17 protein-coding genes and 1 pseudogene are annotated in these 22,874 nt (G+C 67.8%); 10 read left to right on the top strand and 8 right to left on the bottom strand.

All coding sequences use genetic code 11. From position 1 onward, the window contains the following. Positions 1-52: 52 nt before the first annotated feature. Together QFZ23_RS18485 and QFZ23_RS18480 are read left to right on the top strand one after the other, a co-directional pair. Entirely contained in the window at positions 53-778 is a 726-nt protein-coding gene (locus QFZ23_RS18485; protein WP_306925142.1) for an ABC transporter ATP-binding protein, read from the top strand. Continuing rightward, on the top strand, positions 768-1,814 hold the full coding sequence (locus QFZ23_RS18480) for an ABC transporter permease (protein WP_306925140.1): 1,047 nt from the start codon (positions 768-770) through the stop codon (positions 1,812-1,814). The genes QFZ23_RS18485 and QFZ23_RS18480 overlap by 11 nt, the downstream gene beginning before the upstream one ends. A 266-nt stretch (positions 1,815-2,080) precedes the next feature. Here the strand turns inward: QFZ23_RS18480 and QFZ23_RS18475 are convergent, their stop codons facing one another. Then, entirely contained in the window at positions 2,081-4,246 is a 2,166-nt protein-coding gene (locus QFZ23_RS18475) for a hypothetical protein (protein ID WP_306925138.1), read from the bottom strand. Positions 4,247-4,446: 200 nt separating this feature from the next. Here QFZ23_RS18475 and cobA point away from each other — a divergent pair, with 200 nt between their 5' ends. Both cobA and QFZ23_RS18465 read left to right on the top strand, forming a co-directional pair. Then, the gene (gene cobA / locus QFZ23_RS18470) at positions 4,447-5,718 is read left to right on the top strand and encodes a uroporphyrinogen-III C-methyltransferase (RefSeq protein ID WP_306925136.1); all 1,272 of its coding nucleotides are present in this window, start codon (positions 4,447-4,449) and stop codon (positions 5,716-5,718) included. An 87-nt stretch (positions 5,719-5,805) separates the two neighbouring features. Then, positions 5,806-7,272, top strand: a complete 1,467-nt coding sequence (locus QFZ23_RS18465) for an FAD-dependent oxidoreductase (protein WP_306925134.1) — start codon at positions 5,806-5,808, stop codon at positions 7,270-7,272. 156 nt (positions 7,273-7,428) lie between these two features. On the opposite strand, the gene QFZ23_RS18460 is transcribed toward QFZ23_RS18465, so the two are convergent. From QFZ23_RS18460 to QFZ23_RS18450, 3 genes are all read right to left on the bottom strand, one after another. After that, positions 7,429-8,769: an SRPBCC family protein gene (locus tag QFZ23_RS18460; RefSeq protein WP_306925132.1), complete on the bottom strand. Its 1,341-nt coding sequence runs from the start codon at positions 8,767-8,769 to the stop codon at positions 7,429-7,431. Positions 8,770-8,786: 17 nt separating this feature from the next. Next, positions 8,787-9,512: a DUF1206 domain-containing protein gene (locus QFZ23_RS18455; RefSeq protein ID WP_306926930.1), complete on the bottom strand. Its 726-nt coding sequence runs from the start codon at positions 9,510-9,512 to the stop codon at positions 8,787-8,789. A 125-nt stretch (positions 9,513-9,637) separates the two neighbouring features. Continuing rightward, positions 9,638-9,928 carry a hypothetical protein gene (locus tag QFZ23_RS18450; RefSeq protein ID WP_306925131.1) on the bottom strand — a complete coding sequence of 97 codons (291 nt, stop codon included), beginning with the start codon at positions 9,926-9,928 and terminating at the stop codon, positions 9,638-9,640. Between the two features lie 167 nt (positions 9,929-10,095). Here QFZ23_RS18450 and QFZ23_RS18445 point away from each other — a divergent pair, with 167 nt between their 5' ends. Continuing rightward, positions 10,096-10,629: a hypothetical protein gene (locus QFZ23_RS18445; RefSeq protein ID WP_306925130.1), complete on the top strand. Its 534-nt coding sequence runs from the start codon at positions 10,096-10,098 to the stop codon at positions 10,627-10,629. An 89-nt stretch (positions 10,630-10,718) separates the two neighbouring features. Here QFZ23_RS18445 and QFZ23_RS18440 read toward each other — a convergent pair whose 3' ends face one another. From QFZ23_RS18440 to QFZ23_RS18430, 3 genes are all read right to left on the bottom strand, one after another. Then, a complete protein-coding gene (locus tag QFZ23_RS18440; protein ID WP_373427899.1) occupies positions 10,719-11,909 on the bottom strand; it encodes an AI-2E family transporter in 1,191 nt (396 codons plus the stop codon). A gap of 82 nt (positions 11,910-11,991) precedes the next feature. Further along, positions 11,992-12,672, bottom strand: a complete 681-nt coding sequence (locus tag QFZ23_RS18435; RefSeq protein WP_306925129.1) for a FadR/GntR family transcriptional regulator — start codon at positions 12,670-12,672, stop codon at positions 11,992-11,994. A 6-nt stretch (positions 12,673-12,678) separates the two neighbouring features. Then, positions 12,679-13,962 carry an MFS transporter gene (locus tag QFZ23_RS18430; protein ID WP_306925127.1) on the bottom strand — a complete coding sequence of 428 codons (1,284 nt, stop codon included), beginning with the start codon at positions 13,960-13,962 and terminating at the stop codon, positions 12,679-12,681. A 141-nt stretch (positions 13,963-14,103) separates the two neighbouring features. On the opposite strand from QFZ23_RS18430, the gene QFZ23_RS18425 reads away from it, so the two are divergent. Together QFZ23_RS18425 and QFZ23_RS23865 are read left to right on the top strand one after the other, a co-directional pair. Next, entirely contained in the window at positions 14,104-15,768 is a 1,665-nt protein-coding gene (locus QFZ23_RS18425) for a CYTH and CHAD domain-containing protein (protein ID WP_306925125.1), read from the top strand. A gap of 33 nt (positions 15,769-15,801) precedes the next feature. Then, a pseudogene (locus tag QFZ23_RS23865) lies at positions 15,802-17,127 on the top strand (alpha/beta fold hydrolase). Positions 17,128-17,137: 10 nt separating this feature from the next. Here the strand turns inward: QFZ23_RS23865 and QFZ23_RS18405 are convergent. Next, a complete protein-coding gene (locus tag QFZ23_RS18405) occupies positions 17,138-18,574 on the bottom strand; it encodes a PucR family transcriptional regulator (protein ID WP_306925121.1) in 1,437 nt (478 codons plus the stop codon). 142 nt (positions 18,575-18,716) lie between these two features. Between QFZ23_RS18405 and QFZ23_RS18400 the strand changes: the two genes are divergently transcribed. The 3 genes from QFZ23_RS18400 to QFZ23_RS18390 all read left to right on the top strand — a co-directional run bounded on the left by QFZ23_RS18400 (position 18,717) and on the right by QFZ23_RS18390 (position 22,760). Beyond that, entirely contained in the window at positions 18,717-20,147 is a 1,431-nt protein-coding gene (locus tag QFZ23_RS18400; RefSeq protein ID WP_306925120.1) for an aminobutyraldehyde dehydrogenase, read from the top strand. Between the two features lie 141 nt (positions 20,148-20,288). Beyond that, positions 20,289-21,644 (top strand): 4-aminobutyrate--2-oxoglutarate transaminase, encoded by a 1,356-nt coding sequence (gene gabT / locus QFZ23_RS18395; RefSeq protein ID WP_306925118.1) that lies wholly within the window; start codon positions 20,289-20,291, stop codon positions 21,642-21,644. Positions 21,645-21,893: 249 nt separating this feature from the next. Then, on the top strand, positions 21,894-22,760 hold the full coding sequence (locus QFZ23_RS18390; RefSeq protein ID WP_306925116.1) for a universal stress protein: 867 nt from the start codon (positions 21,894-21,896) through the stop codon (positions 22,758-22,760). Positions 22,761-22,874: the final 114 nt, after the last annotated feature.

Raw genomic sequence — 22,874 nt, 5'->3', positions numbered from 1 at the left:
GGCCCGCATCTGCACCGCCGCATTTAACGCACCACGAACAAAGGACGGGACCATGCCAGTCGTACTGGAAAACCTGGGCAAGCGCTTCGGCGAAGGCGCCCCGGTGCTGGACGACGTCAACGCCACCATCGGCAGGGGCGAGTTCGTCGCGCTCCTCGGTGCGTCCGGCTGCGGCAAGTCCACCCTGCTGAACATCATGGCGGGACTGGAGCTCCCGACGTCGGGCGCCCTGGAGGTGCCCAGCGACGGCGCCGCCTTCATGTTCCAGGACTCCGCCCTGTTTCCGTGGCTCACCGCCCGCGAAAACGTGGAGCTGGCGCTGAAACTGCGCGGTCTCGGCAAGGCCGAGCGGCGGGTGAAGGCTGCCGAACTGCTGGACCTGGTCCATCTTTCCGAGGCCGCGGACCGCCGGCCGCACGAACTGTCCGGCGGCATGCGCCAGCGTGTGGCCCTGGCCCGCTCACTCGCGCAGGACCGCCAGCTGCTCCTCATGGATGAGCCGTTCGCGGCCCTGGACGCCATCACGCGCGACCTGCTGCACGACGAACTTGAGCGCATCTGGAAGGAAACCGGACGCACCATCGTCTTTGTGACCCACAACGTCCGCGAGGCAGTCCGGCTGGGCCAGCGCGTCCTGCTGCTGTCCTCCCGGCCCGGCCGCGTTGTGCAGGAATGGGAAGTCACCGAAGAACACCGTACCGACGCCGGTCTTGCCGGACAGCTGACCGGGGTCATCACCGCCCGGCTGCGAGAGGAGATCCGCCGCCATGCCAAGTAATTCATCTCCCGTGGCCGAGTCGCCCGAGGCGACCGAGTCCCCGCTGGGCGAGCCCGAGCCCATGCTGGGCGAGCCCGAGTCAACGCTGGTCGAGCCTGGGGAGGGGGTGGGGAGCGAGACCAAGGGCTCAACCAGCCCTGCTGCCAAGGTGCACGCGGCGCTGACCAGGTCCTCCACCGGCTCGGCGGACCTGCGCGAACTCGAATCCGGACTGGACTCGCTGCAGTCGGATGCGGTCCGCAAGGCGCGCATCGACTGGAGCCGCATTCTGCTGCCGGTCGCCGCTGTCGTGGTGCTCATCATCATCTGGCAGTTCTACGTTTCGCTGGGCCTCAAGCGCCGCGACCAGGTGCCCGGCCCCATGGATGTGCTGGAGCAGTTCGGCACGCTATGGGCTGAGGGATCGTTGCAGGAGGCCGTCTGGACGTCGCTGCAGCGCGGGCTCCTGGGGTTCCTGATCAGCGTCGCGATCGCCACGCCGGTCGGTCTGCTCCTGGCCCAGGTGGCGCCGCTGCGCAGGGCGTTCGGCCCGCTGATTTCCGGCCTGCAGGTTCTCCCATCGGTCGCCTGGGTGCCGGCCGCCATCATCTGGTTCGGACTTACCGACGCCACCGTGTACTTCGTGGTGTTCATGGGCGCGATCCCGTCGATCATCAACGGCCTGATCTCCGGTGTTGACCAGATCCCGCCGCAGTACCGCAGCGTGGGCACCGTCCTCGGCGCCTCACGGCTGCAGATGGCCGTGCAGATCATCCTCCCTGCAGCACTTCCCGGCTACCTCAGCGGCCTCAAGCAGGGCTGGGCCTTCTCGTGGCGTTCGCTCATGGCCGCAGAAATCATTGCGGTGGGCGGCACCATCGGCTTCGGCCTGGGCTCCATGCTGAACCAGGGCCGCGACCTCGCCGATATGACCATCGTGATGTCCGCGATCCTCCTGATCCTGGCCGTCGGCATCCTGATCGAGCTGCTGGTGTTCGCGCCGATTGAGAAGCGACTGCTTCAGCGTCGCGGCCTCCTGGCAGGCAGCACCCGCTAAGGACCTCCGCACTGAACCCGAAAGCCCGACGGCGACTCCCGCCGTCGGGCTTTCTGCTGTCTGTTGTCCCTGAGGTGCCTTCTCCGCGACCCAACCGGGGCACATTGACATGGGACACGCCGAGACATGGGACACGCCGAGGATGAGGAGGATTCTGGCCGTTCTTGCCGTCAAAGTGCCCCGCGGCGGTACCGGACCAACCGCTCCGAGGGCATAAGAAAAGCCCGACGGCGGTAATCGCCGTCGGGCTTTCTGCTGTCCGGAGGTTAGCCGCGGGTCAATGTCCCGCAGCCATGGACTGAGAAGCCCCTGGCCCACGACGGAATGGTCACGACGATCCACCCGGAGGGGATGTCGTTGTCATAGATTTCGTTAAACGTTCCGGTAAACCCGCTCAAGGTTTCCCAGTAGCAGAAGTCCCCCGAAGCGAATCCGTAGTACGTTCCCGGCAGGATGTCGATCCCCACCCGGTAGGTGCCGTCCCGGGTGATGCTTGTAGCCCTTGCCCCAGTTGACGGGACAGTGGTCCACGCTCCACAACCATCGCTTTCGAAGCCAACGTCACCAGGAAGGATCTGCACGTAGGTCACACCTGAGACGATGTCGTTCGCGTTGATGTCACTAACGTTTCCCGAGAACCCGCGAAGACGTGCCCAGTAGCAGAAGGATCCGCCAGTGGATTTGTACAGGCCCGGCTTGATCTGGGTTCCCACCCTGTAAGTGCCGTCACCGCGAAGAACGGTCACCGCCCAAGTGGGCAGTTTCACTGCGGGGCTCCCTGCCGCGCGGGTGTCGTAGTGGGTCTTGCTGGCCCAGACTCTTACCGAAAGAGACTTCCCGTTATCTGCGGCGGCTATCCGGTAGGTCTTGTACCGTGCGCCGGAGATTGCCACGCCATTCCGGTACCACTGGTATCCGTAGGCGGAAGGTGCCGGCGAGTAGGTGCCCGGGTTCGCCGTGAGTGTCGCCCCTAGCCACTGGCCTCCGGTGACCTTCGGTGCTGTTCTTGGCGTGATCACGGCCTTGCCCACCGTGACGAGCTTGGTACTGGCCGCGCGGCTCGCGTAGCCGGCCTTGGAGACGGTGACCTTCACGTTCACCCTGGAACCGATAAAACCGGGATTGAGGTAAAGCGACGAAGCCGTTCCTCCCCGGATCGCCACGCCGTTCCGGTACCACTGGTATTTGAGTGTGACTCCGGGCGTCCAGCCCTGCGATATGCGAAGCGTCTGTCCGTACCGGTGTACACCTGTCACGAGGAGAGATTTGGTGGCCACGATTGTTCCCGCACCAATTGTGCGGGCAGTGGAGTAGCGGTCCAGTGTTACGAAGCCGGCCTTGGTTGCCCGCACCCGCACCTTGAGGGCCTTGCCGTAGTCAGCCGCCGTCGCGGTGTACCTATAGCCGACGGCTCCTGCGATAGCCGTTGTTCCCCGGTACCACTGGTAGGACAGCGCTGCACCGCCGGGAGCCCACGCTCCTGCATTCGCCGTCTGCACCTGGCCCACGCGTGCGGTTCCGCCAATGGTGGGCACAGGTGCTGCCACGAATGTCGCGGTGACACCTACGACCTGAACGGACGAGAGTTGCTTGGATAAGTAGCCCGGGGCAGACAGGGTCACCTTGGCCCACAGCTTCTGTCCCACGTCGCCAGGGGTGACTGTATAGCGTGGGGCTGTCGCCGACGTGATGGCCACGGCTCCGCGGAACCACTGGTAGGTCACGGTTCCCTGGGTGGTCAGCGGGTTCAACCGCAGTTCCTGCCCGACTGCGGGCCTGCCGGTCACCGCGTTGCTCCAGGCAACAGTGAAGGCCGCCGGTCTCACACTGACGGCCACGGCTGATGCTTCGGTTCCGGCGGCCTGTGCGTCCGATGATGCCGTCACAGTGAGCTGGACGCTCTTGCCGGCCATGGCGGGGATGATTTTGAGGACATCAGCTTCGCCAACCACGTGACCGGCGGTCTGGACGGGAACCCCGTCGATGATCCAGGTGTATTGGATCCAGCCGGCGCCGCTCCACTGACCGCCCGTGGAGGTGAGGTTGCCGTCTACGACGGGATCCCCTTCGATTACCGGCAAGCTGATGTTTTCCGGTGCGGCTGGTGTCACCTCCGTGGGCACAACTTCCGCGGGAAGCACCTCGGCGGGTGCGGTTTCCACCGGCGCGGCGTCGGCGGGTGCGGTTTCCGTCGGCGTGGCCTCGGCTGACGGCTCTCCTGCCGGAGCCGGGTCGGCCGGTGCCGGGTCTACCGGTACCGGCTCAACCGGAGCCGGTGCGGGCTCCGTGACAGTGCCTGTTTCCATCGGCAGCGCCTGGGCTGCCGGAGCCATCAGAAGTCCGGCAAGCAACGCGATGCTGCCGGCTGTGGCAATGCTCCTGGTCAGAAGACCAGGGCGCGTCCGCGGATGGACGTTTTCGTGCAGAGACAACTAGTCCCCTTCCCCCATGTTGAGACCGATCGGCGATCCCGATCCCAGTTATTGTAGGGCTGGCCACAGACATTCTTCGTCCCGAATGCACGCGCAGGGCTTAAACCTTGGGAGAAACTAATGTGACGCAGCGTTACCTTGCGTGAACTGGTGTTTCCGTTGCGTTGTTGGGGAATGTGACGCGGCCCTACCGTTGATCCATGGCAATTCAGGACATTTACCCCACGGCGTTGCGCCTCCTTGGCCGCCCCGTGCTGGTAGTGGGCGGCGGACGCGTTGCTGCGCGCCGCGCGAAGGGCCTGCTCGACGCCGGTGCCCGCGTCACCGTGGTAGCCCCCGAGGCCACCGCCGCGCTCCGCGAACTCGCCGACGCCGGCCTGCTCATCTGGCAGCCCCGCACCTACCGCTCCGACGACGTCGACGGCGTCTGGTTCGTCCAGACCGCCACCGGCGATCCCGCCGTCGACACCCGCGTAGCGGGCGACGCCGAGGCGCAGCGCGTCTGGTGCGTCAATGCCTCCGACCATGAGTCCTCCGCCGCCTGGACGCCCGCCGTCGCCGTGGTGGACGACGTCAAGATCGCCGTCAATGCCGGGGGAGACCCTCGCCGTGCCATGGCCCTGCGCGACGCAGTCGCCACCGCCCTGGAGTCCGGCGACCTGCCGCTGCGCCGCCGGCGCGCCCACCGGGGATCGGTAGCCCTCGTCGGCGGCGGCCCCGGCGACACCGGCCTCATCACCGTCCGCGGCCGCCGGCTGCTGGGCCAGGCCGACGTTGTCGTCGCCGACCGACTCGGTCCGCGTGAACTGCTCAACGAACTCGCGCCGGATGTCCGCGTCATCGAGGTCGGCAAGACCCCCGGCCACCACCCCGTGCCCCAGGCCGAGATCAACCGAATCTTGGTCGAGGAGGCGCTGCAAGGCCACCGCGTGGTGCGCCTCAAAGGCGGCGACCCCTACGTCCTGGGCCGCGGCGGCGAGGAAGCAGAATTCTGCCGCCAGCACGGCGTCGAGGTGGAAGTGGTTTCCGGTGTGACATCCGCGATCTCCGTCCCCGCGGCCGCCGGTATCCCGGTCACGCACCGCGGCCTGGCCAAGGGCTTCAGCGTTGTCACCGGCCACGAGGAACTGTCCGAGATCCCGGCCCGCGCCGACCACACCGTGGTGCTCCTCATGGGCGTGGGCCAGCTGCGCGAATCCGCGTCCGCCCTCGGCAACGCCGGCCTGCCCGATGACACACCAGTTGGTATTGTTGAAAACGGCTACCTGCCGGACCAGCGCGTCACCATCGGCACCCTCGGCACCATAGCCGACCAGGCTGAGGCCGCCGGCGTCGCCAATCCAGCAGTGATCGTCATCGGTGACGTTGTCCGCGTCAGCCCCTTCGCGCCGTCGCACTTCAAAACCGCTGACTACAGCACCACCAGCCCCAACAAGCCCCGCACCAGCACCACCCGCGTTCTCACCCCCTGAAACCCATCGATTGCTCCATAACTGCCCTTATGAAGGTTCAAAAGGGCGTCTACGGAGCAACCGATGCAGAAGAAAAGGAACACAGCCGTGTCAACCAGCACCACCGTAGGAACCGCCGCCCGCCCGTTGCGCGTGGCCGTCATCGGATCCGGCCCGGCCGGCGTCTACGCAGCGGACATCCTCACCAAGAGCGAGGCCGTCAAGAGCGGCGAGCTGACCGTGAGCATCGACCTCTTTGACCGCTACCCGGCACCCTACGGCCTGATCCGCTACGGCGTGGCCCCGGACCACCCGCGCATCAAGGGCATCGTCAACGCCCTGCACAAGGTCCTGGACCGCGGCGACATCCGCTTCTTCGGAAACGTCGACTACGGCACGGACCTCTCCATCGAGGACCTGCGCGCGCACTATGACGCCGTCATCTTCGCCACCGGCGCCATCAAGGACGCCGACCTGAACATCCCGGGCATCGAACTCGAGGGCTCCTTCGGCGGCGCGGACTTCGTCTCCTGGTACGACGGCCACCCGGACGTTTCCCGCGAATGGCCGCTGGACGCCAAGGAAATCGCCGTGATCGGCAACGGCAACGTCGCCCTCGACGTGGCCCGCGTCCTCTCCAAGCACGCCGACGACCTGCTGGTCTCCGAGATCCCGGACAACGTCTACGCCGGCCTGAAGGCATCGCCCGTCACCGACGTCCATGTCTTCGGCCGCCGCGGCCCAGCCCAGGTCAAGTTCACCCCGCTGGAGCTCCGCGAACTGTCCCACTCCAAGGACGTGGACATCATCCTGTACCCGGAGGACTTCGAGTTCGACGAGGAATCGGACCGGCAGATCCAGAGCAACAATCAGATCAAAACCATGGTGGGCACGCTCACCAACTGGATCGCCGAGCAGCCCGAGGACGTCTCCGAGCTCAAGGCCTCCCGCCGCCTGCACCTGCACTTCCTGCACAGCCCGGTCGAAATTTACGACGACGCCGAGAACCCCGGGCGTGTCAGCGGCATTAAGTTTGAGCGCACCGAACTGGACGGCACGGGCAACGCCCGTGGCACCGGCGAGTACATCGACTACCCGGTCCAGGCCGTCTACCGCGCCATCGGCTATTTCGGTTCGGCCCTGCCGGAGATCGAGTTCGACCACAAGAAGGGCGTCGTCCCGAACGCCGGCGGCCGCGTCCTGGACGCCTCCGGCGAGCACGTCCCCGGCATCTACGCCACCGGCTGGATCAAGCGCGGACCGGTGGGCCTGATCGGCCACACCAAGGGCGATGCCCTGGAGACCGTGACCTTCCTGCTGGAAGACCGCGAGAACCTGCCGGTTGCCGAGGCGCCCGCTGCCAGCGCCGTCGTCGACCTGCTCGAAAGCCGGGGCGTGGAATACACCACCTGGGAAGGCTGGCTGGCACTGGACGCCCACGAACTCGCCCTCGGCGCCGAGGCCACCGCCGCCGGCGGCTCCCACGGCGTTGAGGTTGTGCGTGAGCGCATCAAGGTGGTGCCGCGCGAGGACATGGTCTCCATCTCCCGCGACGGGATCGCCGCCAGCGTCTAACCTCTGACGGAGACGGGGGCCACACCCGCAGGGTTCCCTGGCCGAGCTTGCGAGGCTAGGGTGCGGGTGGGGACTTCGCGCCCGTTCCAGATGGAATATTGGGCGCGAAGTGGCCCCCGTTGGTTTAAGCTCCCGCGCCGCCGGCTCCCCGTTGGTTTAAGCTCCCGCGCCGCCGGCGGCCATGAGCTCGAGGCGCTGGAGCGTTTCCCGGTTGCGCACCGTGATGATCGGGTCGCGCAGCGCCTTGGGAACCGCCAAGCCCGGGCCGCGGACCGCGTCCTCGGCCATCGTGACCCTGCACTGTTCGCCGAGGTCTTCAATGGTGAGGATCACCTTGGCCTCGCCGATTGGCCAGCCACGTGCGATCATCTCCAGCCGCTGGCCCGGTTCGGCCGCCGTCACCCTGGTGGAATCGTTGAGGAGCAGCGGCCAGGCGCCCACGGAGTGGTGGAGCAGGGCACCGACCTCCGGCCAGCGCGCGTCCACGGAGCGGATTCTCGAGGCTCCGACCACCCAGCCGGAATAGAGCCAGCCGTCCGCTATCACTGTCCAGACTGCCGATGCCGGTGAATTGAAGACCTGCGTGACGGTTGACATGGTGTTCCTTTCGTCGGCCGAACCCTGGCGCCGGGCGGCGGAGCTTCGGTCTGCAGCTTTGAGCCCGGCGGGATGAGGGTCGCCGGAAACGCGCGGAGCGGGGCGCCGCGCGGCACGGTACGAGCGCTCCCGGAGCCGGCGGGCCCAGGCGTATGTCCCGGCGCCGGGCAGGGGGTGCTTCAGCGGATCGAAGCGGATGGCCGTGTCCCCGCCGGCCCTGTCTCCGCCGTCCGTTCGCCCGCCGTCGGGAGCGGCCCTCAGGTGCAGCAGGCCGGCCTGCACCCACCGGCCAGCCGGGGTGGCGTACGACAACGCCAGGGTCCAATCACCGGTGGCCAGCGACTCCTTGAAGTTTCCGTCCGTGTCCGCCCTGCCTGTGGCGCGCGCCGGCAGGGACAGCGTCCGCAGCCCCAGGAGGACGGGGCCGTTGGCACCCTTGTAGGGCATCAGCGTGGTGAACTTTGCGGTGCCAGCATCCAGCTTGGGCAGCAGCATGAACCGGGCCGGCACGCCCCAGCCGGTCGAGGCGAACAGGACATCGGCGACGTCGTCGGAGTCGCCGACACCGGCACCCAACCGTAGCGCCAGGCCCAGAATGTCCGGCAGCGACTCAGGGAGCCCGACCGAGCGGGAAAACCGCCCGCGCACCTGCCGCGTCCCGGCGTCGTCGAGCCAGGAGATTCCGCTGCGCCCCGGGAGACCTGCTGCTGTGCGGCCCGTGGCACCGGTGAGGGTCAGTTCCCCAACCAGGCTGATGCCCCGCGGATGAATGGGGCGGAAGGGGCGCACTGCCTTGACGGCCCGGAATACCGCGGCAAAACCGCGCCCGGCGACCTCGGCTGCCCGCTCCGTCGCCCCTTCTGCCTGCGTTCCCGTGCCAGTGCTTGATTGTCCCCTCATGCGTCGCCTTTCCATGACTACATCCTGCCGAACTTTGACCGGACCAGGGCGAAGATTCCGTAGCAAATGAAGCCTGCGCCGATGGCAAACAGGAGGTAGGGCCCGTACTCGTGGTCGCGGAGGGCCTTCAGGCTGCCGTCGAGGCCGGTGGATTCCTCAGGGGTGTGTTTGGCGGCCGCGATGGCGAAGAGCAGGCCGGCCAGGAACAGCGCGATGCCTTTGGCCACGTGTCCAGTCACGCCCAGGGAATCGATGATCTTGCCGCGGCGCGTGCCGTCGAAGTGGAAGAGCTCCTCCTTGAAGCCCCGCCGGAAGCCCTTCACCACGAAGTAGATGCCCACGCCAATGACGGTCAGGCCCAGGGCACTGAGGATCACGCCGCCAAAGGGACTGGTGAGGAGGGCCGCGCTCACGTCCCTTGTGGACTCGCCGGAGTCACCGCGAAGCCCCACCGCAAAGCCGCCGAAACTGAGCCCGACGCTGCCGTAGGCGATCGCAAGGAAGCCCGAGGAGATCAGCTTCCCGATCCGTTCCTTGCGGGGCAGGGGGCGGGCCCGGAGGGTGGCCTCGCTCAGCTGCCAGAGGGAGAGCCCGGCGCACCCGATCATGCCGGCCCACATGAGTGCCGGCCCCCAGGGACTGGCTGCCAGCTGTTCGATGGCACCGGTGGGTTCGGCCTCGCCGGGATACCCGAAGGCCAGGGCAATCGCAATGGCGCCCACGATGATGTGCAGCAGGGCCATCACAGCAAAACCGGAACGCGCGACGACGTCGAGCGCCTTGGTGTTCGATGCAGCCTCCGCGGCGTCGGCCGCCTCGCTGATCGTTGAGTCGTTGTCCGTGGTGCCCTCCGGTAGCGGTTGTACTTTTAGCCGTTCATCGGCCCTTCCGCGTGGACGCTCTCGGAGCCCTCACCCACGAGCCTCACCGTGCAGCGCACCACGAGGTCGTCGGGTGCCGTGTCGATGTCGACGAGCGCTTCGCCCGCGCTGAGGACGGTGAATACTTCCGAGCCAGCCTCGACATCGAAGCCCTTGCTCCTGGCGGCCTGCGTGGCATTCGCAAGGGCCTCACGCTTCAGCCCGTCCACGTACGACTGGTCGTCCTCGCGTTCGGAGTCGCCGAATGCCCAGCCGAACAGTGTTCCTGTTGATCCCATGGCGTTGATTTTACGCACAGAACCATTGATATTACGGGCTATCGTAACGTTAGTAAGTGTGCTTACCATATGGGGACCATGTCTTTGGTGCGGCTGGCGGGAACCTGTTTGCAAGGTCCGCGGCAGCCACTGTTCCGGATTGAACCTCGCGTATTAGGAAGGACATCATGGCTGGAAATCTTTTGGCGCGGTCTGTTCATGACCTGACGGCAGCGGCCTGGTTTGGCGGCTCGCTAATGGGCGCGATTGGCCTCAATGGAGCCACGGCGGAAGCTAAGGACCCGGCCGAACGGACCCGGCTGTCGAGCCGCGGCTGGATGAAGTGGGCCCCGGTGCAGACGGCCGCCTTCGCCACGCACTTGCTGGCGGACCTGTTCATCGCACTGGAAAACAAGGACCGGATCGCGCAGCAGGAGGGCGTTGCCCGGGACACCCTCTACAAGACGGCGGTCACGCTAGCGGGAGCGGCGGTTACCCTGTACGCCGGCGTGCTGGGAAAGAAAGTGGACAAGCTGGCCGACGAGGGTGGTGAAGGTGCCACCGAACCCCGGCCGGGAGCTTCGCAGAAGCTGCAGTCGGCGCAGAAGCAGCTGAAGGCGCTGCAGTGGACCATTCCCGCCTTCGCCGCCTCGGTCATTATCCTGGGCGCCAAGCACGGCGAAATGCAGCGGCCCAAGAACGTGTTCAAGGGCCTGCGCTGACGGCGGCTGGGAAGGGGCCTTAACGCGAACGACGCCGGCCGGGCACCTTGGGTGCCCGGCCGGCGTCGCGCTCGTCCCGCCGTCGTGCCTTACGCTGGCTGGCTGTTCACGGGCGGAAGATCCGGGTTTATGTCCTGAAGATGCGGGTCCTCGGCGGTCCACACCTGGATGATCGCCCACGTCACGGCCGCCAGCGGAACGGACAGGACGGCGCCGATGATGCCTGCCAGGATGGTGCCCGCCGTCAGGGCCATGAGGATGACGAGGGCGTGGAGCTGCAGCGACTTGCCCATGACGATTGGCTGCAGCAGGTCGCCTTCGAGCTGGTTGACCGCGATGACCACTGCCACCACGATCAGCGCCACGACCGGCCCGTTGGCGACGAGCGCCACCAGGGCGGCGAGGATCCCGGCCACGGTTGCCCCGACGAGCGGAATGAAGGCGCCGATGAAGACGATGATGGCCAGCGGGATGGCCAGCGGCACCTGCATGATCAGCAGCGCGGCGCCGATGGCCACGGTGTCCACCAGTGCAACGATGGCCGTGCCGCGGACGTAACCGCCCAGGACCTCCAGCGTCCGCCTGCCCACGCGCCGCAGCCTGGCTTCCCGCTCCCCGGAGAAGGGCCGCAGGAGGAAATTCCAGATCTTCGCGCCGTCCTTGAGGAAGAAGAAGAGGATCACCACCATGAGGCTCGCGCCGGCCAGGAACTCCGTGACCACGGACAGGCCGGTGATGGCGCCGGACCGGACCTGGCTGCTCGCGGCGAACTGGACGGCGCCGTCCCGGGCCTGGTTCAGCTGTTCGCGGTCAATGGGGACCGGGCCCGAGAGGAGGAACTTCTCAAGTTCGCTGAGCCCCTCGGAGGCCTGCTGGACCAGCTCGCCCCACTGGCTGCGGACAGAAAAGTAGATCACGGTGCCCACGCCCGCCAGCAGGAGCAGCAGGCCCACGAATGCCACGGCCGTGGCGATCCCGCCGGGCAGTCCGCGGCGCCGCAGCAGGTTGACAAACGGGCCGATGGCGGCCGCGAGGATCAGTGCGATCAGCACCGGAATGACCAGCAGCCGCACCTGCAGGAGGCCGTACGCGGACACGGCTGCCACGGCAAGGACCAGCAGGATCTGCGCGCACCGGATACCCACTCTGCCGAGGTTGTCGGACCACAGCTCCCGGGACGGTTTGTGCTCCGGCCGCCGGGCTGCGTTTCGGGGCGTGAGCGGACCCGACGCGAGCTCTTGGGCTGAATCTTGCTCGGACAGGCGGGCTGTTCGGGCCACGGGAACTCCTACTCATCAGGTCAATCAGTCGACTGGCTTGATTAGTAAGCCTACTGACGTTTCCGGTTGAGGCGAAAGCCCGTTACTCCCGCAGCCACTCCGCGCAGGAGTTGAGGTTCCGGTGCACGCTGGCCACGGCGGCATCGCCGTCGTGTGCTTCGATGGCGTCGACGAGGTCCCCGTGGCCGGCCTGCGGCAGGCCGTTGAAGCCGGGGCGCCGGTGCTGCTTCAGCAGATCGGCGTGGAACACGTCGCCGAAGCTGACATAGAGCTCGTGCAGGAGGGGATTGCCGGAGGCCTGCGCCACCCGCTCGTGAAAGCCCCAGTCCGCGCGGGCCCACCGCGCGTACTCCTCGGCGTTCCAGGCGTCCCCACGTTCGGTGAGCAGCGCGCGCATCGCGGCAACGTCGTCGGCCGTTGCATGCCGGGCGGCGAGGCGGGCCGCCTGCGTGTCGAGTCCCACGCGGACCTCGAGGACGTGTTCGTCCGTGTGTTCCTTGTAGAGCCGCCGGGCGGCTCCGGAGATTTCGCTGGTGGCACGGACGTAAGTTCCGTCGCCGCGGCGGACTTCGAGCATCCCGCTGTGGGCCAATGCCTTAACCGCTTCCCGGAGCGTCCCGCGGGACACGCCCAGCCCGGACATGAGCTCGGTTTCGGAAGGGATGCGCTGCTGCAGCGGCCATTCGCCCGTCTGGATCATTTCGCGGAGTTTGGCGGTGACTTCGTCCGCCAGCGGCGGGCGGTGCGACGTGCTCAGGGTCATGGCGTCCTATTCTTTCATTCCGGCGGCGTCGGTTCCTGCGGCGCTCGTTCCTGCTGTGCTGGCGCCGGTGGCGCTCACTCCGCCAGCCCGGCCGCTGCTGAGCAGGTGCGCCACAACTATCTGAACCAGGGCGATGACCAGGAGCAGTGCCAGCGGCAGCGTCCAACTTCCCGTCGCGCTGTGCAGCAGGCCCATGCCGAACGGGCCGACGGTGGCCAGGAGGTAACCGGTGGACTGAGCCAGCGTGGACAGGGCGGTGGTCTCGGCGGTGTTCCGGCCGCTGCGGCTGATGATCACCATCACCAGGGGGAAGATGCCCAGGCCGAAGCCCAGCAGCACCGCCGGGATGACGGCCAGCGAAACGGGAAGCAAGAGGAGCGCGGCGATGCCGGCCGTCATGGTGAGGGTGGCCAGGTAGACGGCGGGACGCAGCATCCGCGGCCGGGAACCGATGGCGATCAGCGTCATGCCGGCAGGGACCGAGACCAGCTGCATGACGCCGAACATGAGGGCGCTGTCCGCCGCGCTGAGGCCCATGGTGGTGAGCATGTACGGGAACCAGCTGAGCAGCGCATAGGCGAGCAGTGCCTGCAGGGTGAAGATGCCGGTGAGCAGCAGCCCGGTCTTGGTGCGCAGCAGCGGCCACGGGGAGATGGGTCCGGCCGCTTTCCGGACAGAGTTTCGGTGGGCGTGCAGTGTCACGGGCAGGAAGCCCAGGAACGCGGACAGGGCGAGGATCCCGATGGTGCCCAGCCCGGCGGACGGCGACCCCAGCAGCTGTGACAGCGGAACCACGACTACAGCCATGACGGTGGCGCCGCTGGTCATGGTCACCGTGTAGACGGCCGTCATGAGCGATGTACGCGCGGCGAAGTGCTCCCGAATGAAGGACGGCATGGACACGTTGCAGACAGCCAGGCCGGACATCCCCACCACCGTGCCCACCACCAGCATGCCGGTGGTGGGAATGCCCCGGACCAGCAGTCCGGCTGCCAGCATGCCTAGCGAGAGCAGGATGGCCTTCTCGACCCCGAGCTTCCCGGTCAGCCACGACGTCGCAGCTCCGGCCACGGCGAAGCACAGCGTGGGGATGGAGGGGATCAGCGAGGCAACCAGCGGGCCGTAGCCCAGAACCTGCTGCAAATCGTGCAGCAGGGCCGAGGCGCCGGTGATGCCGGCCCTCAGGTTCAGGCCAATGAGCACCAGGGCAATGACGCCGGCGACGACGGCGGTGCGCGGCTTGGTCGGGTACGTGGCTGAGGTCGGGGGTGCTGAGGAAGTGGTCGCCATTCCTTAACGTTAGACGTTTGACGTTTGATGTCTAGAACTTTGTGGGGAAACTCTCGCGGGCACCCCGGCCCCGGCATAGACTCAGGCCAGCAGGCGCTTTGAGCGCAGCAACCCGGCAACGGGAAAGGACGCCGCCCAGCCATGACTGCCGAAGGCCTTGAGACCGAGAAAAAGTACGACGTCGACGCCGGCGCGGTGTTGCCCGACCTGGCCGCCATCCCCGGCGTGGGCGGCGTGGGTGAACCGCACGATGCTGAACTTGAAGCCGTCTACTTCGACACCGAGGACCTGGTTCTCGCCTCCCGCCGCATCACCTTGCGGCGCAGGAGCGGCGGAGCCGACGCCGGCTGGCACGTAAAGCTGCCACCAGATGCCCTGGCTGCGGCCGGGAGCGGGTCCGCGCCGGAGGAATGGCCGGGACCCCGCCGGGAGATCCACGCCCCGCTGGGCCAGGCCGACGTCGTTCCCGAGAAACTGCTGGCCCACCTTCACGCCTTCCTTCGCGGAGCCGATCCCGTGCCTGTGGCCCGCCTGAATACCCGGCGCACCACCCATGCACTCTATGGGGTCGACGGCGTGCACCTCGCCGACTTTGCCGATGACACCGTGGAAGCGGAACTTCTGCAGGGGGCGGGCGGGAAGCAGCAGTGGCGCGAATGGGAACTCGAGCTGGTTCACGGCCAGCCGGGGGTGTTCAAGGCAGCCGCAGCGGTCCTGGCCGGGGCCGGTGGTCGGCCGTCAGCGCACGAGTCCAAGCTGCGGCGCGCACTGGGGCCGGCGGCGCCGAAAGCCCCCGTCACTGCTGAAACTGAAGGCACTGCCGAAACTGAAGGAACGGCCACAACTGAAGGCGGGGCAAAACAGCCCGGCGGCAGGAAGCCCGGCAAGAAGTGGCCGGCGTCCGCCGTCGTAAGCGCGTACCTGGCCGGGCAGATCAGCGAAATCCTGGCCAACGACGCCCGGGTGCGGCTGGAGGAACCCGATGCGGTCCACGCGATGCGCTCGGCCACGCGCCGCGTGCGGTCGGCCCTGGCGGTTTACCGGAAGCTCTACGGCCTGGGCGCCGTGGGCAGGCTGCGCGACGAGCTCAAGTGGCTGGGACGGATCCTCGGCACGCCCCGCGACGCCGAAGTCATGCAAAACCGGCTGCGGGCCCACACCGGCAAGCTACCGCCGGGGGAGGCGGCCGACGACGTGAGACGGCGGATCGAGCGGGAGCTGGGCGCCAGGCTGGACGCCGGTTACCGCAAGGCGCAGGAGGTGCTCCTGACCGACCGCTACTTCCGCCTCCTCGGCGACCTCGAAGACTTCCGTGACCACCCGCCCGTCCGCCCGGCGGCTTCGGCACCCGCGCGCAAGGCCGCCCGCAAACTGGTGGGCAGGTCGGCCAAACGGCTGCGCCGCGCCCACAAGTCGGCTCTGCGGGTCAAGGACGGCGCCGGCGAAAAGCCTGGCATGGAACTCAAAGATGCCACGGCACACGAAACGGCGCTGCACCAGGTGCGGAAGGACGCCAAGCGGCTGAGGCACGCCGCCGAGACCGTCGATCCCGTCTTCGGCAAGCGCGCCACGAGGCTCGCCAAGGCCGCGCACAAGCAGCAGAAGATCCTCGGCGACCACCACGACAGTGTGATGGCGCGGATTTTCCTGGGGAAGCTCGCCGGCGGCCCCGACCTGCCGGAGCCGGTGGACGCGGCCTACGGCTCGCTCCTGAAGCGGGAACAGAAGAGCGCCGCCAAGGCCGAAGCCAAGTACCGCAAGGCGCACCGGAAGTCCCGGAAGGCAATTCGGCGCGGCGTGGGATAGCGGGGCGGCCAGTGGATGAGCACGCAGACCGGCATGCAGCGCGCCCGGGGAACACAGTCATCAGCCTGGCCCCACGTGGACGCGGACATGGTGCCTGAGGTGGGCGGCAAGGCTGCCAACCTCGGTGTGCTCCTGGCCGCCGGATTGCCGGCTCCGCGTGGCTTCTGCGTCACCACCGCCGCCTACCGGCGGGTAGCGGCCGCGGCAGGAGTGGAACCGTCCGAGCCGGCGGAGCAGACCCGCAGCAGGCTGGCGTCGGCTTCCTTGCCCGGGGACATCGTCGAAGCCATCCTTGCCGCCTACGCCGATCTGGGCGGGAGCACCCCGGTGGCCGTGCGTTCCTCCGCCACCCGCCGAGGATCTCCCCGAAGCCAGCTTCGCCGGCCAGCTGGACACGTACCTCAATGTCGTCGGCCCCGACGCGCTGTTGGATGCGGTCCGCCGCTGCTGGGCCTCCCTGTGGACGGACCGGGCCGTGGCCTACCGCGCAGATCACGGGATTGACCAGCGTTCGGTCGGCGTCGCCGTCGTTGTCAGGAAAAGGTGGACGCCGGCGTGGCCGGGGTGATGTTCACGGCGAACCCGCTGACCGGCCGGCGCAAGGAAACCGTGATCGACGCCGCGCCCGGACTCGGCGAGGCGCTTCAGCGCCACGTGGGAGAGGCAGGAGGGCACGTGAGCACCTTCGTTCTTGTCCCGGGCGCCGGGGGAGCGGGCTGGTACTGGCACCGGCTGGTTCCGGAGCTGGAACGGCTGGGGCACCAGGCCATTGCGGTCGATATCCGCGAGGACGATCCCCGTCTGGGACTGCAGGACTACGCCGACATCGTCGTCGCGGCTATCGGTGATCATCGCGATGTGGTGCTCGTGGGCCAATCCCTTGGCGCCTTCACGGTCCCGGTCGTCGCGGGGCGGGTGCCAGTGGAGCTAATCGTCCTGCTCAATCCGATGGTTCCTCTTCCGGGTGAGACGCCCGGCGAGTGGTGGGAGGCCACCGGCCAGCCCCAGGCCCGTGAGCTCAATGACAGGCTGAATGGACGCACCGGCGATTTCGATGAGCGCGTGCACTTCCTGCACGACGTTCCCCCGGAGGTAATCGCCGCGGGCGCCGGCGAGCAGCGCGCTCCATCCGACACGCCCTTCGGGCAGCCCTGCGAGATCGACCGCTGGCCCGACGTGCCCACCAGGGTCCTGGTTGGCCGGGATGACCGCTTTTTCCCTTTGGACTTTCAACGGGGCGTGGTCCGGACCCGGCTTGGCCTGGGGATTGACGAAATCCCGGGCGGACACCTGGTCGCCCTGAGCAACCCGGTTGAACTCGCAGGCCGGCTGGATGGCTTCGCCCGCGGACCCCTGTGACGGAACCGGCTCAGCCGGCGTGCCGCGCCCCGAGCCGGGCCACCGCCAGGGCGAGCCATAGCTGCACCCGGTCGGCGGTGACGGAGGGGTCGTACCCAGTGAGCTCGGTGATCTGCGCCAGCCGGTAGCGGACCGTGTTCCGGTGCAGGGTGAGCGCCTCTGCGACGGCTGCGACGGAGCCGTTGTTGTTCAGGTAGCTCTCCAGCGTGGCCATCAGTTCGGCGCCGTGGGCGGCGTCGAAGCTCCGGAGCGGATCCAGCGATTCGTTGGCCATGTCCGCCAGCGGCACGTCCTCACTGGCCAGGAGCAGGGAGGTCAGGCTGAGCCGTTCGGGCTCATTCACCGGCAGCCCGTGACTGGCGGCGTCGCGCGCCTCGAAGTAGCTCCAGCGCAGTCCGTTCGGCTTGGTGTACGCGCCGCCGATGCCGATGGTGGCGTGGATGCCGGCCTCGGCGAGGTGGTCGCTGAGGCTCCTGGCCATTGCGGTGGCGCCGCGTCCGTCGTCGGCCACCACCGTCACCAGGTCCTTTCCTACGACGGCGGTCACCGCGTCCTCCAGCGCCTGCGGCAGTGAGGAGCTGACCAGCTGCTTGTGGTGCGCCTCGGAACCGGCCAGAATCACCACGTTTTTGCGCGTGCTGTTGATGCCCGTGCCGGCGAGGCGGCGCTGGGCCTCGCTGGGGTCCAGGGTTCCGTGGATGACGTCCTCGAGCACCTGCCCGCAGAGCGCCCGCTCGGCCTGGCGCTGTTTGACCATGTTGTTGAGTTCCACGCTGATGAGATTCTGCGCGTAGCCGATGATGCCGGAGTCCTCGAACGGCTGCTTCACCCAGAGGGTGCAGGCATCGCGGCGGCCCGTGGGGATGGGGTATGTGGTCCAGGAGCCCGCAGTGGGCGGCTCGCTTCCGCTGTTGTACAGCTGGGCGGTGAACTGGGTGAGCGCGATCTCCGTGCGGAGCATGCCGCCGAGGTGCCGCAGGAGTTCGGCCAGCCCGCCGCCGGTCAGCAGGGCGCGGGCCAGGATCTGGTGCCCGGCGATGAGCCGCTCGAGCTTCGAATAGTGGTCCGCGGACTGCGCGTCGGCCACGAGCTTGCTGATGGCGATGAACGGGGTGCCATAGGGCACTTCGACCACCGGCAGCCCCCACCGGTTCGCTTCCGCGACCAAAGCCGGTGGAACGGCGTCGTGCGAGAGGCCCACGCCGAAACCGATGCCGACGGCGCCGGCGCGCTGGACCTGGCGCACAAAGCGGCGCTGTTCGGGCGCACTTTTCATCCGAAGCCCGGTGGTCAGCACGAGTTCGCCGCCGTTGAGGAAGCGCTGCGGGTCCTCCAGTTCGGTGACCGCAACCCAGCGGATGTCCTGGTGTGAAGTGGTCTCCGCCAGGCTGGATTTCTTGAGTCCCAGGGACTGCACGGCCAGCAGCGCCGCGAGGGAAATTGCCATGGATCAAGCGTAGCGGGAGGCTGGCCGATCGCACTAAAGCACCGGTTCAAGGGTGTGCAGGTGGCTATTCCCCGCGGTGTCGGGCTGGAATAGGCTCGAGTCAGCCGCATCACACCATTCAGGACGAAAGAGGTTGTACACCGTGGTTCAAACCTTGCAGAACTTCATCAACGGAGAGTTTGTCACGCCTGCGGGCACGGGCCTGATCGACATCGTGAACCCCGTGACCGGCGACGTGGTGGCCAAGTCACCCGTGTCCGTAGAGGCTGACGTCGACGCCGCCATGGCCGCCGCCAAGGACGCCTTCAAGACCTGGAAGCACGTGACCCCCGGACAGCGGCAGCTCATGCTGCTCAAGCTCGCCGACGCCATCGAGGCCAACAGCGACGAACTCGTCGATGCCCAGCACCGCAACACCGGCCAGGTCCGTTCCCTGATCGCGTCCGAGGAAGTGGCGGCAGGCGCCGACCAGCTGCGCTTCTTCGCCGGCGCCGCCCGCATTCTCGAAGGCAAGTCCGCCGGCGAGTACTTCGAGGGCCACACCTCCTTCGTCCGCCGCGAGCCGATCGGCGTCGTGGCCCAGGTGGCCCCATGGAACTACCCGTTCCTGATGGCCATCTGGAAGATCGGCCCCGCGCTCGCCGCCGGCAACACCGTGGTCCTGAAGCCCTCCGACACCACGCCCGAATCCACGCTGGTCCTGGCGCGCCTGGCCGCGGACATCCTGCCGGCCGGCGTCCTGAACGTCATCCTCGGCACCGGCCAAACCGGCGCGCTGATGGTGGAACACAAGGTCCCGGGACTCGTGTCCATCACCGGGTCCGTCCGCGCCGGCATCGCCGTCGCCTCGGGCGCCGCGAAGGGCCTCAAGCGCGCGCACCTGGAACTGGGCGGCAAGGCCCCGGCCATCGTCTTCAAGGACGCCGACATCAAGAAGAGCGCCGCGGCCATCGCCGAGTTCGCCTTCTTCAACGCCGGCCAGGACTGCACGGCCATCACCCGTGTCCTGGTGGAGGACTCGGTGCACGACGACGTCGTGGCCGCCATGGTGGAACACACCAAGACCCTGCACACCGGCTCCCAGAACGACGAGGACAACTACTTCGGTCCGCTGAACAACGTCAATCACTTCAAGGCCGTCAGCGCCGTCGTCGATTCACTGCCGGCACACTGCCGGATCGAGACCGGCGGCCACCGCGCCGGCGAGAAGGGCTTCTTCTTCGAGCCCACCATCGTCACCGGCGCCAAGCAGTCGGACGACATCGTGCAGAAGGAAACCTTCGGCCCGGTCATCACCGTGCAGAAGTTCAGCACGGAACAGGAAGCCGTGGACCTGGCCAACGACGTCGAGTACGCCTTGGCCTCCAGCGTCTGGACCAGCGACCACGGCACGGCCATGCGGCTCAGCCGGGACCTTGACTTCGGTGCGGTCTGGATCAACACGCACATCCTCCTCACCGCCGAAATGCCCCACGGCGGCTTCAAACAGTCCGGCTACGGCAAGGACCTCTCCATGTACGGCGTCGAGGACTACACGCGCATCAAGCACGTCATGTCCGCACTTGACGCATAATCCCCACCCGCGCCCTAACCTCGCTCCGCTTCGGCCAGGGAACCCTGCCGGCGTGGCCCCATCCACCGGCGCCCTAACCTCGCTCCGCTTCGGCCAGGGAACCCTGCCGGCGTGGCCCCACTCAGTAGAGAAAGAAACCCCATGACCACCACCGCCAACGAAATCACCTACCGCCTCGAGCAGAAGCGCCGCGTCCAGGCCGACTTCCCGGGCCCCAAGTCAGTGGCCCTGACCGAACGCCGCAAGGCAGTGGTGGCCGCCGGCGTCGCCTCCAGCGTTCCGGTCTACGTCGCAGACGCCGACGGCGGCATCATCCACGACGTCGACGGCAACTCCTTCATCGACCTCGGCTCGGGCATCGCGGTGACCAGCGTCGGCGCGTCCGACCCCGCCGTCGTCGGTGCCGTGAAGGAGGCGGTGGAGCACTTCACCCACACCTGCTTCATGGTCACCCCGTACGAGGGCTACGTCGCGGTCGCCGAGCAGCTGAACAAGCTCACCCCCGGCACCCACGAGAAGCGCACCGTCCTCTTCAACTCGGGCGCCGAAGCCGTGGAAAACGCCATCAAGGTGGCCCGCCTGGCCACCGGCCGGGACGCCGTCGTCGCTTTTGACCACGCCTACCACGGCCGCACCAACCTGACCATGGCGCTGACCGCCAAGGCCATGCCGTACAAGACCAACTTCGGCCCGTTCGCGCCCGAGGTCTACCGCATGCCCATGAGCTACCCGTTCCGCGAAGAAAACCCGGAGATCACCGGTGCCGAGGCCGCCAAGCGCGCCATCACCGCGATCGAGAAGCAGATCGGCGGCGACCAGGTGGCCGCCATCATCATCGAACCGATCCAGGGCGAGGGCGGCTTCATCGTCCCGGCCGAGGGCTTCCTGCCGGCGCTGTCCGCCTGGGCCAAGGAAAAGGGCATCGTCTTCATCGCCGATGAGGTCCAGTCCGGCTTCTGCCGCACCGGCGAATGGTTCGCCGTGGACCACGAGGGCATCGTTCCGGACATCATCACCATGGCCAAGGGCATCGCCGGCGGCATGCCGCTGTCCGCCATCACCGGCCGTGCGGACCTGCTGGACGCCGTCCACCCCGGTGGCCTCGGCGGCACCTACGGTGGCAACCCGGTGGCATGCGCCGCCGCCCTGGCCTCCATCGGTTCCATGCAGGAGTACGACCTCAACGCCCGCGCCAAGCACATCGAGGGACTGTCCTTCGGCAAGCTGCGCGAACTTGCCTCCGAAGTTTCCGTCATCGGCGACATCCGTGGCCGCGGTGCCATGCTGGCCATCGAGCTGGTCCAGGCCGGTTCCAAGGAGCCCAACCCGGAGCTCACCAAGGCCGTTGCCGCCGCCTGCCTCAAGGAAGGCGTCATCATCCTCACCTGCGGAACCTACGGCAACGTCATCCGCCTGCTGCCCCCGCTGGTGATCAGCGACGAGCTGCTGCTGGACGGCCTGGAGGTGCTCGCCGCGGCCATCAAGGCCAACGCGTAGTTCAGGCCGCTTTAGCGCGAGCGGACAGATAAGGCCCCCACCGTGTGGGGCGTACGACGACGACGGGCCGGGTACCAAAAGGTGCCCGGCCCGCCGTCGTTCTCGCTGCCGTCTCACTCCCCGTTGTGTTCCCGCCCGCGGGCGCGGGCGCCGCGGTAGAGTCATCCTCACCACTGCATTTCACGCCGCAGGCCGGGGAGCGCCGCCGGGAACGGGCGCCGGCCTGCACTACCCAAAGAGGGGTTTCGCATGCGATACGTAGTCGGTTACACACCCACCGAGCGGGGCGCTGACGCCGTCGCTTTGGCCACATCACTGGCCCTGGCCCAGGGCGCCGAACTGGATCTGGTCTACGTGGTGAAGCCGGGCACGCCGTACGTGGCCCTGAATCCGGAGGGCAGTCGGGTCAGCGCCGCGGAGCAGGAGGTGCTGACGGCAGAACGGGAGGGCCTGGCCCTGGTTCCGCAGGGGTTGCCCGCGAAATTCCATGTGCGGGAGGCCGATTCCTTCGCCGGCGGGCTCATCGACGCGGCGGTGGAGTTCGAAGCCGGACTCATCGCTGTGGGAGCGGCCAGCACGGGGCTGTTCAAGCGCTACACCGTGGGATCGGTGGCCAACGCGCTGCTGCACGCCTCACCGGTTCCGGTGGCACTCGCGCCGCGCGGCTACCAGCGGACGGCACCCGTCACCCGCCTGACGCTGGCCGTGGGGCAGCGCGCCGGCGCCGAGGCTGCAATCGAGACCGCCATTAGGGCAGCGAAGCGGCGGGGCGTGCCGCTGCGGCTGGTGTCGCTGGTGGAGCTCGACGCCGCCGGTGACGCCGGGGAGGCCATCAACGCCGCGCACATCCACGCGAACACCGTCCTGACGGCAGCATCGGGAAAGGTGCCGGCCGGGCACGAGGTCGGCGTGGCTGTGGCCCACGGCCGCACCATTGAGGAAGCCATCGACGGACTCGAATGGGACGACGGCGAGATCCTCATCGTCGGGTCCTCGCGCCTGGCCGAGAAGAACCGCATGTTCCTTGGCAGCACGGCCAACAAGGTCCTGCGCGCGCTGCCGGTGCCCATGGTGGTTGTGCCGCGCGACTACGACCGTGCGGACTCGGCGCCCTGATCGTCTTGCCCCGCCGAGCGCGAACGGACAGTTGGGGCCCCGGCCCGGCGCGCACGGACAGTTGGGGCCTGCCCCCCGGGGGCTTAAGTGTTCGCTCGGGCTGCCCCCGGGGCC

This window comes from Arthrobacter globiformis (assembly GCF_030818015.1).
Classification (GTDB): domain Bacteria; phylum Actinomycetota; class Actinomycetes; order Actinomycetales; family Micrococcaceae; genus Arthrobacter; species Arthrobacter globiformis_C.
Note: the sequence above shows the minus strand (reverse complement) of the source record. Positions and strands in the feature narration are given on the sequence as shown.